Origin of the sequence: Pseudomonas entomophila (assembly GCF_018417595.1) — a bacterium.
Classification (GTDB): Bacteria; Pseudomonadota; Gammaproteobacteria; order Pseudomonadales; family Pseudomonadaceae; genus Aquipseudomonas; species Aquipseudomonas entomophila_C.
Genome location: NZ_CP070982.1, coordinates 738,327 through 751,083 on the forward strand (window position 1 = coordinate 738,327; position 12,757 = coordinate 751,083).

A 12,757-nucleotide genomic window follows, 5' to 3' on the forward strand; every position below is an offset into this window, starting at 1 on the left:
ATGCAGGCAACGCGGTGCCTGGCACCCGCTTTGCGGGTGATCGCGGCTGAAGCCGCTCCTACAGAGGTCGCGCAGCCCTATGCCCACCAGTAGCGCACGAAGTGGAAGAACACCGGCGCGGCGAAGCACACCGAATCCATGCGGTCGAGCATGCCGCCGTGGCCTTCGATCATGTGGCCCCAGTCCTTCACCCCGCGGTCGCGCTTGATCGCCGACATCACCAGCCCGCCAAAGAACCCCATGGCATTGACGGTGAGTGCCATCAGCGCCGCCTGCCAGAAGGTGAACGGGGTGATCCAGCACAGCAACGCGCCCACCAGGGTGGCCAGGGCCACGCCACCGGCCAGCCCCTCGACGGTCTTCGACGGCGACAGGTTGGGGGCCACCTTGCGCTTGCCGAACAGCTTGCCGCACACGTACTGCAGTACGTCGCTGATCTGCACCACGAGGATCAGCCAGGCGATCAGCAACAGGTTGCGGCCTTCGTAGCCGGGGATGTCCAGGGTCATCAACGCCGGCACCGACGACACGCAGTACACCGCGATCATCAGGCCCCACTGCACTTTCGAGGCGCGTTCGAGGAAGCGCGTGGTGTCGCCGCCGAAACTGGCAAGAATGGGCAGCAGCAGGAACAGGTACACCGGGATGAAGATGCTGAACATGCCGTACCAGTCCATGGCGATCAGCAGGTACTGCACCGGCAGCGCCACATAGAACGCCGCCGCCAGCGCCGGGTAGTCGCTGCGCCGGGTGGGGGTGAGGGTCATGAATTCGCGCAGGGCGTAGAACGACACGCCGTAGAACAGCACGATCACCCCGTACTTGCCGAACAGGAAGGCGATGCCGATCACCAGCACCATCACCCACCAGGCGTTGATGCGGGCGTTGAGGTTGTCGATCACTGCGTGCGGGGCAGGGCCGGCACGCCACTTGAGCAGGCGGCCGATCAGGCTGGCGAGCAGCAGCAGGGCGCCGATGCCGGCGAACAGCGACAGGGTGTTGTGGTCCATTTCAGGCTTCCTTCGGGGCCAGGTTCAGCAGGGCCTGGCGGGCCCGCTCGAGAAATGCGTGCTTGTCTTCGTTGGTTTGCAGGTGCAGGGGCTCGCCGAAGCTCAGGGTGCACAGCAGGGGCAGCGGCAGCGCGCGGCCCTTGGGCATGACCCGGTTGAGGTTGGCGATCCACACCGGCACCAGTTCGACCTGCGGGTTGGCCGAGGCCAGGTGGAACAGGCCGCTCTTGAACGGCAGCAGCGGGTCGTCGGTGAGGTTGCGCGTGCCTTCGGGGAAGAAGATCAGCGAGTCGCCCTGGGCGAAGGCATCGAGCACCGGTTGCAGCGGGTTGCCCTCGCCGGCCGGGCGCTGGCGGTCGATCAGCACGCCGTTGAACACCTGGCGGATGAGGAAGTCGCGGATGCCCGGCTTGCACCAGTAGTCGGCGCCGGCCACGGGGCGGGTATGGCGGCGCAATGCCTCGGGCAACGCGGCCCAGAGCAGCACGAAGTCGCCGTGGCTGCTGTGGTTGGCGAAGTACAGGCGCTGTACCGGTTGTGGCGTGCAACCCAGCCACAAGGCGCGGGCGCCGGTGATCAGGCGGGCGGCGGAGGTGATGACGAAGGCGGTCAGGCTGGCGAGCATGGCGGCGGTCTTATCCGGTGAAGGGGAGAGCGAGGGCGAGCACAACCTGTACTGCGAGGCACAAGGCCTGGCGGCGTAGCAGGGCCAGGGCGCCCTGGCTGCGGGCCGGCCAGTCGCGGGTGTCGCTGGCGGTGGGTTTCAAGTGCAGGTCGAACAGCGCGTGGTCCAGAGCCTGGGTGTCGGCGGGCAGGTCGGTGCTTGCACCGAGACGTGCGAACAGGTCGGCGTCCAGGGCGACACGGATGGCCCAGTACTTGTGCGCCAGGCCGATCACCAGCAGTGCCGCGCAGAGTACGCTGGACAGCGCAGGCAATGGCATGCCCAGCAACGGCACGAGACTGTAGGCCAGGGCCAGCAGGGTGATGCCATCCGACAGGCGTTCCAACTGGCGCCCGCGAGCGAGCAGGCTGGCGACGACGAACAGGTTCATGGGTGCGCTTCCAGCTGTTGCAGGGCGAGGCGATGGGCTGGGTGCAGGACCACGCCGGGGCGGACCCCGCGGATCAGCGCTTCGGCCTCATCAACATCGTTGCAGCGACCGCTGAGCACCAGCCAGGCGGCCACCGCGCTGGCGCTACGCGAATAACCCAGGGCGCAGCAGACCAGAAGTGGGCCGTGCTGGCGCAGGTCTTCGATGGCTCTGGCCGCTTGCTGTAGCAGTTGGCTGTCGGGGGCGACCAGATCGAGCGTAGGCAGGGCCTGGTATCGGTGTGGCGACGGGTTCGCCGGCAAGCCGGCGAATGGACCGGGGAGCTCAGCGCATACATCGACGATACCGGCGAATGATGAAGCACCGCTACGGCCAGGCATGCGCCCGAGGTATACGCCGTCACACACTTCATCTGGCAGGGGATGCCGCCATGTCCACAGCCGCGAATTGACCCTTGCGGCCATCAGGTAGGGCGCCAGCAGGCAGGTCGCGGCAATGGACAGTCGCCCATCCGCGCCCTTCTGGAAACCACCTGCCCCGAATGCGGCATAGTTCATCCCCACCAGCAGCAACGACACGGCAGGCCAGAGCAACCACAACGCCGCATGCCCGAGCTTGAATGCGATCACCGCGAGCAGCGCGGCCCCCAGTGCATAGCGCAGCGCCAACCGCCAGCGCTTGGGGTCATGGGCAAGCCGGGCCATCCGCCAAGGCAAAGCCCCCTGCCGTGGCCACAGCCACAGACAGACGAAGCCGGCCAGGGCGCCGGTCGGCACATCGATGAAATGATGCTGCCAGGTGGTCAGCACCGACACACCGATCAACCCCATCCAGCCATGCACCAGCCAGCGCCACAAGCGCTGCCGGGTATGCCGGGCAAACATCGTCCAGATGATCACCTGCAGCGCGATATGCAGCGACGGCGCCTGGTTGTAGGGCTTGTCGAAGCCCATCAGCACATCGAACAACCAGCCGAACAGCCCCGACAGCTCGGGGCGTTCGAAGGTGAAGCGCAGCGGCCAGAGCAGGAAGCAACCGACGCTGATGAACTGCGCGGTGAGCAGGGCCAGGGCATGGCGGTCCATCTCCCGGCGTGTCAGCGGCAGCAGGAACGACAACCCGTAGAGCAGGTCGATCGACCAGTATGGGATGATCGTCCACGGCCACAGCGGCATGTGCCGTTCCCAGGCGAACACCAGGCTGCCGACGTCATCGCGGCCAGCGGTGTAGGTGTTGCTCAGGCCGTAACTGAGAAAGAAGAACGGCCCGAGCAGCAACAGCCAGAGCACGCCCCGGCGAACCAGCCCCGCTTCACGCACCATCAACGCACCCGCTGCGCCAGGCTGACGCTGAAGATGCCCCATTCGTCGACGCGCTGGGCGATCTTGCGGAACCCGGCCGCTTCCACCAACTGGTCCATCTCCGCCTGGCTGCGCCGGCGCATCACCCAGGCCTCACCGCCGCGGTGGCTGGTCAGGGCACGAGCGATCATCTCCAACTGCGGGTGCCAGGGCTGGCCGGTGTAGACCAGGTAGCCGCCGTCCTCGACGGCATCGGCCAGGCCCGCCAGCGAGTTGCCCACCAATTCATTGCTGGGGAACAACTCATACAAGCCCGAGACCACCGCGAGGGTAGGGCGCGGGTCGAGGCTGGCCAGGCTCTGGCGGTCGAAGGCGTCACCCTGGATGAACTGGGCGATATCGCCCAGGCCCTTTTCGTTGATCAGCGCGTTGCCCTGTTGCACGTTCAGCTCGCTGTAGTCGCGCAGCAGGATCGAATCGGGCAATTGCTGCAAGCCTTGCAGCGCTTCGAGGATGTAACGGCCGTGGCCGGCGGCGATGTCGACGATGCGCACCGGACACTGTTGCTCACGCAGCCTGGCGATGGCCAGGCGCAGCAGCTCTTCGACGTTCAGTTTGCGCTGGCGGATGCCGCGCCAGCCAATGGCGTCGAGGTAGTTGCGGTCGATCAATTCGCCGATCCGCCCTCTGCCGGTCGCTTGGTTGCGGTAGACATAATCGAGGGTGGAACCGGAGTCGAAGCCGGTGTCGAAACCCAGCTTCACGCCTTCGGAAAGGCCCTTGCCCAGCCGCAGGCTGGCACGGGTAGCGCGCCAGTAGAGGTCGCGTGGCGAGTTGCGCGGCAGCGGCGCGGCCAGGCTCTCGGCCTCGGCGCAGCTGGCGCCAGCCTTGTCGGCGTCGAGCAGCGAAGGCGCGGGCACCGGGGCAGCGAAGCAGTGCTCGACGAAGCGCTTGATCCGCGCCAGGGCATGGGCGCGGTCGCGCTCGCCGAGGGTGTCATGGAAGAAGCCGGGGAGGATGTGCTTCTCCTTGCGCACGCTGCCCAGGCGCTCGAAGAACTGCTCCTGCGGCTTGCGCTCGACCACGAAGTCGGCGCCGGAGATCAGCAGTTGCGTGGGGACCTGGATCGCCTGGGCGTCGGCCACCACGCGGTCGGCGGCATCATACAGGCCCAGCAGCATGGTGACCGAGATGGGGCGGCTGATCAGCGGGTCGGCCACGTATGACATGACGCGCTCAGGATCGTGGGTCAGCAGCCGCGGCTTGACGTAACTGTTGACGAAGAAGTTGCCGCGCCAGGCTTTCAGCAGTTTCAGCCCCGGCCGGGCGAAGGGTACGTAGAGCTTGACCTTGAATGCCGGCGAGGCCAGCACCAGGCAGCGCACCTTGGGTGCGTAGTCGTGGGCCCAGGTGGCGATCAGCACGGCGCCGACACTCTGCGCCAGCACCACCATGTCCGGCTCGGCGATGCCGTGCTGCGCCTGGATATGCTCGATGAAGGTCTGCACGTCGCGCACGCTGGTGGCGAAGCCCGGGCTGTCGCCGCGGGCGCCCGGCGACTGGCCGTGGCCACGGGCATCCCAGGCGAAGAAATCGTAGCCGGGCAGGTCCAGCTCATCGGCCAGGTGCGCCAGGCGCCCGCCGTGCTCGTGGCCGCGGTGGAACATCACCACGGCGCGGCGAGGCTGGTGTTCATTGCCGGTGGCGGGCCAGTGACGGTAGTGCAGCTCGACCCCGTCATGGGTGGAGAAATGCAGCGATTGCGCTTGGCGCATGGCGAATATCCTTGTTCGACAGCGGAGGGCTCAGCGGGCTTCGATCAGGCCGTGGCGAACCCGGTTGTACAGGGTATAGAGCGAGAGCAGCAGGATGACCAGCAGCAGGCCGTTGATCCACGCAGCGTTCAACAACCCGATGGCGACGCCGGTACCCAGCACGCCGAAGGCGAACGCTCTATCGCTCTTGCCCATCGGCCCGTCGTAGCGACGCGAGGCGCCGGCCAGCGGGCCCATCACCCCGGCGTATTCGCTGATCACCGCGAACAGCACCACCAGCACCACCAGGAGGGGGGACACTCCGGCGAGCAAGGCGAAGGGCAGGTACAGCGCGGCATCGGCGATCACGTCGCACAGTTCGTTGAGGTAGGCGCCCAGTTTCGACTGCTGGCCGAACTCGCGGGCCAGCATGCCGTCGACCGCGTTGAGCGCCATGCGCAGCAGCATCCAGATCGGCACGAGGATGAACAGCCAGGTCAGGTGGGGCAACCAGGCCAGCAGCAGGCCCAGCAGAACGGACACGACGGCAGCAGTGACGGTGACCTGGTTGGCCGTGACGCCACGGTCGTAGAGGCGCTGGACCGAAGGGCGCAGCAGTGCCTGGAAGCGGGGTTTGAGCTGGTAGATCGATGGCACGTGGAACTCCCTGTCATGGTGCGGCATGGCGCCGATTGTGGGGAATTCGCCCGGCCGGGGGCAAGCTGCAAATCGCCGACTTGTGAACCGGACAAGGCTTGCGGGGCTGAAGGAATGCGCCGCTTGTCGGTTGTGGTGTGTATGGTGTGTATTTTGCTTTGTTTTTATCCATGTCGATGTGTACGCTACACATCGCCTGCCAAAGGAATGCCGAATGCGCAGCAGGGACGTGATTCAGCTCATCGAGGCCGATGGCTGGTACGAAGTCGAGGTGAAGGGCAGCCATCATCAGTTCAGGCACCCGTTCAAGCGGGGGCGGGTCACGGTGCCACATCCCAAGAGCGATCTACCCAGGGGCACCGCCCACAGCATCCTCAAACGGGCGGGCCTGAAATGAAGCCGATGATGCTATCCAGGGTGATCCGTCACCCCGAAGATCAATGGAGACACACCATGAAATTTCCAGTTGTGCTGCACAAGGACGAAGGTTCGGACTACGGCGTGATCGTGCCCGATGTGCCTGGCTGCTTCTCCGCAGGTTTCAGCGTTTCCCAGGCGCTGGACAACGTCCAGGAGGCCCTGGCGCTGCATTTCGAGGGGCTGGTGGCCGATGGCGAGGCGCTGCCCCAGGCCCAGGAAGTGGACGTGCATGTGGCCAACCCCGACTACGCCGGCGGCGTCTGGGCGGTGGTGGAGTTCGACGTCACCCCGTACCTGGGCAAGGCGGTACGCTTCAACGCGACGCTGCCGGAGAACCTGCTGCAGCGGATCGACGAGAAAGTGAAGCGTGACCATCGTTACGCCTCGCGCTCGGGTTTTCTCGCTTCGGCGGCGCTGCGCGAGCTGGCCGTGGTGCACTGAGCATGAGGGGCCACTACGTGGCCCCTTCGTCGTTGCCGATTCAGCGGCTGGCCGACGAGGCGCTGAGCATGTCGATCAGCTGGATATCGAAGTCGCGCTCCAGGTACTCCATGCGTTTCTCGCCGAACGCGACCATGTGCGGCAGCGCCGAGTGCACGTCGAGGTCGGCCTTGCTGGCCCAGACCTCGAAGAACACGAACAGGCTCGGGTCTTCCTTGTCGCGCAGCATGTGGTACTCGATGCAGCCCGGCTCCAGGCGGCTGGGCTCGACGTAGGCGCGGAACAACTGCTCGAAGGCTTCGGCTTTTTCCGGACGGGTCTTGGCTTTGAGGATGAAGGCGTATGGCTCGCTCATGGGTCTTGCCTCTATGGATGAAGGGATGAGGGCATTCTAAATCAACAATATGTTTACCATTCGTGACTATGAGGCAAATGTATTTTGACCTCACGCCGCTTTTTCCCCTGCCTGTGTCTCCTTAATCTGCCGCCATTCCAAATGACTCGGTCGGCAGGCACTGCGCCTCGGATCGACACCGATACCTTCGAGGCTTGCGATGAAAAAGATTCTCCTGCTCAACGGCGGCAAACAGTTCGCCCACTCCGACGGTCGCCTGAACCAGACCTTGCACGATGCCGCCCTGGCTCACCTGGACCGTGCCGGCTTCGATGTGAAACAGACCTTCATCGACGGCGGCTATGACGTCCAGGAAGAAGTCGAGAAATTCCTCTGGGCCGATGTGGTGATCTACCAGATGCCGGGCTGGTGGATGGGCGCGCCATGGACCGTGAAGAAGTATGTCGACGAGGTGTTCACCGCCGGGCATGGCAGCCTGTACGCCAACGATGGCCGGACCCGTTCCGATGCCTCGCAGAAGTACGGCAGCGGCGGTTTGGTGCAGGGCAAACAGTACATGTTGTCGCTGACCTGGAACGCGCCGCAGCAGGCGTTCGACGACCCGACCGACTTCTTCGAAGGCAAGGGCGTGGATGCGGTGTATTTCCCATTCCACAAGGCCAACCAGTTCCTCGGTATGAGCGGGTTGCCGACCTTCCTGGCGGTGGATGTGATGAAGCGCCCGGATGTGCCGGCGGCGCTGGCGGCGTATGAGCAGCATCTGGACGAGGTGTTCGGCAAGGCTTGAACACCATGATCCATTGATTTGACATAACCTCTGTAGGAGCGGCTTCAGCCGCGATCACCCGCGAAGCGGGTGCCAGATGCCGCGGTGCCTGCATCGCGGCTGAAGCCGCTCCTACAGGGGGTTAGTGCTTGCATGTGCGTTGATCAACGGCTATCAATCACGGCATCTTCCAACCAGGCCCACTCGCGTGAAAACTCGCTCTGAAGAACTCCAGGTCTTTGTCGCCGTCATCGACTGCGGCTCGATCTCGGCCGCCGCTGAACAGATTGGCCAGACGCCATCGGCCGTCAGCCGCACCCTGTCGCGCCTGGAAGACAAGCTCGGCACCACGCTGGTCAACCGCACCACCCGGCGCATGGACCTGACCGAAGAAGGGCGGTTCTTCCTCGAACGCGCACGGCTTATTCTCGAGCAGATCGACGACATGGAAGAGCGCCTGTCGATGCACCGGCAGACACCGTCCGGGCGCCTGCGCATCAACGCCGCGGCGCCGTTCATGCTGCACGCGATCCTGCCGTGGATCGGCGAGTTTCGTCAGCAGTATCCCGATATCGAGCTGGAGCTGAACACCGACGACCTGATCATCGACCTGTTGGAGCAAAGCACCGACGTGGCCATCCGCATCGGCGAGCTGGCCGACTCCAGCCTGCATGCCCGCTCGCTGGGCTGCAGCCCGGTGCAGGTGCTTGCCAGCCCCGAGTACCTGGCGCGAAACGGGACACCGCAGACGGTCGATGACCTCGACGGCCATTGCCTGCTGGGCTTCAGCACCCTCGACTCGCTCAACCAGTGGCCGCTGCGCCATGCCCTGGGCGACCGCTGGGCGATCCGTCCGCAGTTGCTCGCTTCCAGTGGCGAGACCCTGCGCCAACTGGCCCTGGCTGGCGAAGGCATCGTCAGCCTGTCGCACTTCATGACCCACGAGGACATTCGCTCGGGCCGCCTGCAGGTGCTGCTCGCCGAGCACAACAATGGGTATCGCCAGCCGATCCACGCGGTGTACTACCGCAACACCCAGCTGGCCCTGCGTATCCAGTGTTTCCTCGACTTCATCCAGAAAAAGCTGGCGGTCTACGCCTGCTAGCAGTTGCCTGAACGCGACAGCCCCTATCCTTGGGCGCCGGAATTTTCCTGTGTGAATTGCTTAGTCGAATGCCTTCGGCCTTAATGACTGATCAACAAAAACAACACTAGGAAGTGCCCATGCGTATCGTCCTGTCCCAGTCGCTGGCCCTCGGGGCCGCGATCCTGAGCTGTTCTTCCGCCTTTGCCGTGACGTTGGAAGGTGGTGCTGTGGCCGCGCCCGATCAATATGGCGCACAGGTGGCCGCCGATATCCTCAAGAAGGGGGGCAACGCGGTGGACGCCGCGGTCGCCACCGCCTTCACCCTCGCTGTCACCTACCCCGAGGCCGGCAACATTGGCGGCGGTGGCTTCATGACCTTGTTCGTCGACGGCAAGCCGTATTTCCTCGACTACCGCGAAGTGGCGCCCAAGGCCGCCACCAAGACCATGTACCTGGATGACAAGGGCGAGGTGATCGAGAACCTGAGCCTGGTCGGCGCCCGCGCCGCCGGTGTGCCGGGCACGGTGATGGGCCTGTGGGAGGCGCACCAGAAGTTCGGCAAGCTCAAGTGGAGCGAGCTGCTGACCCCGGCCATCGGCTATGCGCAGAACGGTTTCAAGATCGCCCAGAAGCAGTACCAGTACCGCGACGACGCCCAGGGCATGTTCAAGACCGCCACCAATTTCAACGACTACTTCGGCAACATGAAGGTCGGTGAACTGTTCAAGCAACCGGAGCTGGCCAAGACCCTGGAGCGCATCGCCGACCAGGGTGTGAGCGAGTTCTACCAGGGCAAGACCGCCGACCTGCTGGTGGCGCAGATGCAGGCCGACAAGGGCCTGATCACCAAGGAAGACCTGAAGGACTACAAGGCGGTGTGGCGCAACCCGATCGCCATCGACTGGCGCGGCAACGTGGTCTACACCGCGCCGCCACCCAGCTCCGGTGGCGTGGCGCTGGCGCAACTGCTGGGCATCAAGGAAGACCGCGCGGCGGACTTCAAGGGCGTCGAGCATAACTCCGCCCAGTACATCCATCTGCTGGCCGAGATCGAGAAGCGGGTGTTCGCCGACCGTGCCGACTATCTGGGTGACCCGGCGTTCACCAAAGTGCCGGTCGACCAGTTGACCGCCAAGGACTACCTGGCCAAGCGTGCGGCACAGGTCAACCCGAAGGCCATCTCCGATACCGACAAGGTCAAGCCGGGGCTGGAGCCGCACCAGACCACGCACTTCTCCATCGTCGACAAGCAGGGTAACGCGGTGAGCAACACCTACACCCTCAACCTCGACTACGGCAGTGGCGTGGTGGTGAAGGGCGCGGGTTTCCTGCTCAACGACGAGATGGATGACTTCAGCGCCAAACCCGGCGCGGCCAATGCGTTCGGCGTGGTGGGCGGCGACGCCAACGCCATCGCTCCGGGCAAGCGCATGCTGTCGTCGATGAGCCCGAGCCTGGTGACCCGTGACGGCAAGGTGGTGCTGGTGCTGGGCACGCCGGGTGGTTCGCGGATCTTCACCTCGATCTTCCAGGTGATGAACAACCTGTACGACTACCAGATGCCGCTGGAGAAGGCGGTGGCGGCGCAGCGGGTGCATCACCAGTTGCTGCCCAAGGACACGATCTACTTCGACAGCTATGCGCCGCTGACCGGGCAGGTGGCCGACGACTTGAAGAAGATGGGCTATGTGCTGGAAGACCAGGGCTGGGAGATGGGCGATATCCAGGCGATCCGGGTGACCGGGGAGAAGCTGGAAACCGCGTCCGACCCGCGTGGGCGTGGGGTGGGGATGATCGTCAAGTAACGCTTTATCGACTGCACTGACGTAATCGCGGGTAAACCCGCTCCCACAGGTATCCCGCTGACCCGAAAGCAGCGGTGAACCTGTGGGAGCGGGTTTACCCGCGAATGGCCTTGAGGATCAGACGCGGAACTGGCTGACCAACGTCTGCAGGTGACCACCCAGGCGCGCCAGCTCGACGCTGGAGGCGGCGGTCTCGTCGCTGGCCGCGGCGGTCTGCTCGGACACATCGCGCACGTTCAGGATGCTGCGGCTGATCTCCTCGGCCACGGCGCTCTGCTGCTCGGCGGCGGCGGCGATCTGCTGGTTCATCGACTGGATGTTCGACACCGTGCGGGTGATGTTCTCCAGCGAACCACCGGCCTTGCGTGCCAGCTCGACGCTGCTGTCGGTCAGGCTGCGGCTGCCGTTCATGACTTCGGCGACCTGCTGGGTGCCGTTCTGCAGGCTGGCGATCAAACCTTCGATCTCTTCGGTGGACTGCTGGGTGCGCTGGGCCAGGCCCCGCACTTCGTCGGCGACCACGGCGAAGCCACGGCCGGCTTCACCGGCACGGGCCGCTTCGATGGCGGCGTTGAGCGCCAGCAGGTTGGTCTGCTCGGCCACCGACTTGATCACGTCCATCACGCTGCCGATCTTCTGGCTTTCCTGCTGCAGCAGGGTCATGGCTTCGGTGGAACGGTGCACTTCACGGGCCAGGCGTTCGATCTGGCTGATCGCCTCGCTGACCACCTTGTCGCCGGTGCGGGCTTCGTCGTCGGCGTTGGTGGCGGCGTGGGAGGCCTGCTCGGCGTTGCGCGCGACTTCCTGCACGGTGGCGGCCATCTCGTGCATGGCGGTGGCCACCTGGTCGGTTTCGACTTTCTGGCTGTTGGCGCCGGCGCTGGTCTGTTCGGTCACCGCCGACAGTTCTTCGGCGGCGCTGGCGATCTGGGTGACGCCGTCGCGGATGCCGGTGATCAGGTCACGCAAGGTGGTGCCCATGCGCGCGATGCCTTCCTGCAAGGCGCCCAGCTCGTCGCGGCGGGTGACGCGCAGGTTCTGGGTGAGGTCGCCGCTGGCGATCTTGTTCACCACGTCCATGGTCTCGCGCAGCGGGCGGGTGATCTGGCGGGTGATGATGAAGGCCGCGAGAATGCCGACCAACAGCGCCAGCAGGGTGGCGGTGGTCTGCAGGCTGCGGGCCTGGACGCTTTCGTCGTCGCGGCGCTCGATCTGGATCTTGTACAGCTCGTCGCTGCGCTTGACGATGTCGGCGCCCTGCACGGTCATTTCGGCGCGGGCCACACCAATGGCGGCGGTGGCGTCGCGGAACTGGCGCACGGCGTCGCGGTAGGCGAGCACGGCACTCTCGAACTGCTGGATGCGCGAGGCTTCGCCTGGCAGCTGGCGCTTGAGGCTGTCGATCTCGGCCAGGGCGCTCTCCAGCTGGCGCACGGCGGCCTGCTCGGTTTCAGTGGTGAGGTCGGCGATGTAGCTGCGCACGTCCAGGCGCACCTGCACCAGCTGCTGCTTGGCCTTGCTGATCAGCAGGTACTGGGCCAGGCGGCTGGCATCGCTTTCGGAACTGGACAGCACGGCGGCGCTGATGGCCTCGATCGCCTCGTTGGCGCGGGCGGCGGCCTGGTTCATCGCATCGCGGGCGGTGAGGGTGGTCTTGTAGCCCTGGCGCATCTTCTCCAGCGAAACCCGGTATTCACTGATGCTCTGGCCCTGCTCGCGCAGCAGCTTGAGGTTCTCGGGGCTCTTGAAGGTGTTGACCAGGTGCTGCTGCTGGCTGCCGAAGGCGTCGAGCTTGGCCTGGACGTTGGCGGCCGAGGCGTCGTCGCCGTTGGTCAGCATCCATTGCAGGCGCGCCACGCGCAGGTTGGTCAGGTCACTGTTGAGCTGGGTGATGTCGCTCATCCAGTTGCTGCGGTCGATAAGGCTGCCCAGGCTGTTCCAGCCGGTCAGGGCCAGCAGGCCGGTCAGTACGAGGACCAGGCCGAAGCCCAGGCCGAGTTTGAGGTTGACGCTGATGTTGGCGAACCAGCTGTTCATGCACGCTCTCCCAGAAAATGATGTCGCTCACTTGATCTCAATCGCTGGGCGTTGTTCTTGTGGGGAGCC

General features: G+C 65.0%; 13 protein-coding genes and 1 pseudogene. 5 read left to right on the forward strand and 9 right to left on the reverse strand.

The window, feature by feature from the left end; translation table 11 throughout:
- Positions 1-77: 77 nt before the first annotated feature.
- The 6 genes from JYG34_RS03275 to JYG34_RS03300 are packed head-to-tail and all read right to left on the reverse strand — an operon-like array spanning position 78 to position 5,777.
- Positions 78-1,010 carry a phosphatidate cytidylyltransferase gene (locus JYG34_RS03275; protein ID WP_213659461.1) on the reverse strand — a complete coding sequence of 311 codons (933 nt, stop codon included), beginning with the start codon at positions 1,008-1,010 and terminating at the stop codon, positions 78-80.
- A 1-nt stretch (position 1,011) separates the two neighbouring features.
- Positions 1,012-1,635 carry a lysophospholipid acyltransferase family protein gene (locus JYG34_RS03280; RefSeq protein WP_213659462.1) on the reverse strand — a complete coding sequence of 208 codons (624 nt, stop codon included), beginning with the start codon at positions 1,633-1,635 and terminating at the stop codon, positions 1,012-1,014.
- A gap of 10 nt (positions 1,636-1,645) precedes the next feature.
- On the reverse strand, positions 1,646-2,065 hold the full coding sequence (locus JYG34_RS03285) for a hypothetical protein (protein ID WP_213659463.1): 420 nt from the start codon (positions 2,063-2,065) through the stop codon (positions 1,646-1,648).
- A complete protein-coding gene (locus JYG34_RS03290) occupies positions 2,062-3,387 on the reverse strand; it encodes a phosphatase PAP2/dual specificity phosphatase family protein (protein WP_213659464.1) in 1,326 nt (441 codons plus the stop codon). The genes JYG34_RS03285 and JYG34_RS03290 overlap by 4 nt, the downstream gene beginning before the upstream one ends.
- Entirely contained in the window at positions 3,387-5,141 is a 1,755-nt protein-coding gene (locus JYG34_RS03295) for a bifunctional alpha/beta hydrolase/class I SAM-dependent methyltransferase (protein WP_213659465.1), read from the reverse strand. Before JYG34_RS03295 ends, JYG34_RS03290 begins: the two co-directional genes overlap by 1 nt.
- 30 nt (positions 5,142-5,171) lie before the next feature.
- Positions 5,172-5,777, reverse strand: coding sequence for a CDP-alcohol phosphatidyltransferase family protein (locus JYG34_RS03300; RefSeq protein ID WP_213659466.1), 606 nt, complete (start codon positions 5,775-5,777; stop codon positions 5,172-5,174).
- A gap of 214 nt (positions 5,778-5,991) precedes the next feature.
- Here JYG34_RS03300 and JYG34_RS03305 point away from each other — a divergent pair, with 214 nt between their 5' ends.
- A complete protein-coding gene (locus JYG34_RS03305) occupies positions 5,992-6,174 on the forward strand; it encodes a type II toxin-antitoxin system HicA family toxin (protein WP_213659467.1) in 183 nt (60 codons plus the stop codon).
- A 56-nt stretch (positions 6,175-6,230) separates the two neighbouring features.
- Positions 6,231-6,638, forward strand: coding sequence for a type II toxin-antitoxin system HicB family antitoxin (locus JYG34_RS03310; RefSeq protein ID WP_213659468.1), 408 nt, complete (start codon positions 6,231-6,233; stop codon positions 6,636-6,638).
- A 40-nt stretch (positions 6,639-6,678) separates the two neighbouring features.
- Here JYG34_RS03310 and JYG34_RS03315 read toward each other — a convergent pair whose 3' ends face one another.
- A complete protein-coding gene (locus JYG34_RS03315) occupies positions 6,679-6,993 on the reverse strand; it encodes a putative quinol monooxygenase (protein WP_213659469.1) in 315 nt (104 codons plus the stop codon).
- A 199-nt stretch (positions 6,994-7,192) separates the two neighbouring features.
- Here JYG34_RS03315 and JYG34_RS03320 point away from each other — a divergent pair, with 199 nt between their 5' ends.
- The 3 genes from JYG34_RS03320 (at position 7,193) to ggt (ending at position 10,651) form a co-directional block, all read left to right on the forward strand.
- Positions 7,193-7,780 carry an NAD(P)H-dependent oxidoreductase gene (locus tag JYG34_RS03320; protein WP_213659470.1) on the forward strand — a complete coding sequence of 196 codons (588 nt, stop codon included), beginning with the start codon at positions 7,193-7,195 and terminating at the stop codon, positions 7,778-7,780.
- Positions 7,781-7,967: 187 nt separating this feature from the next.
- Positions 7,968-8,864, forward strand: coding sequence for a LysR family transcriptional regulator (locus JYG34_RS03325; RefSeq protein WP_213659471.1), 897 nt, complete (start codon positions 7,968-7,970; stop codon positions 8,862-8,864).
- A gap of 119 nt (positions 8,865-8,983) precedes the next feature.
- Positions 8,984-10,651 (forward strand): gamma-glutamyltransferase, encoded by a 1,668-nt coding sequence (ggt, locus tag JYG34_RS03330; RefSeq protein ID WP_213659472.1) that lies wholly within the window; start codon positions 8,984-8,986, stop codon positions 10,649-10,651.
- Between the two features lie 117 nt (positions 10,652-10,768).
- Here the strand turns inward: ggt and JYG34_RS26550 are convergent, their stop codons facing one another.
- Together JYG34_RS26550 and JYG34_RS26555 are read right to left on the reverse strand one after the other, a co-directional pair.
- Positions 10,769-11,632, reverse strand: a complete 864-nt coding sequence (locus JYG34_RS26550; RefSeq protein WP_434011669.1) for a methyl-accepting chemotaxis protein — start codon at positions 11,630-11,632, stop codon at positions 10,769-10,771.
- 39 nt (positions 11,633-11,671) lie between these two features.
- A pseudogene (locus JYG34_RS26555) lies at positions 11,672-12,553 on the reverse strand (methyl-accepting chemotaxis protein); the annotation flags it as partial.
- Between the last annotated feature and the right edge of the window lie 204 nt (positions 12,554-12,757).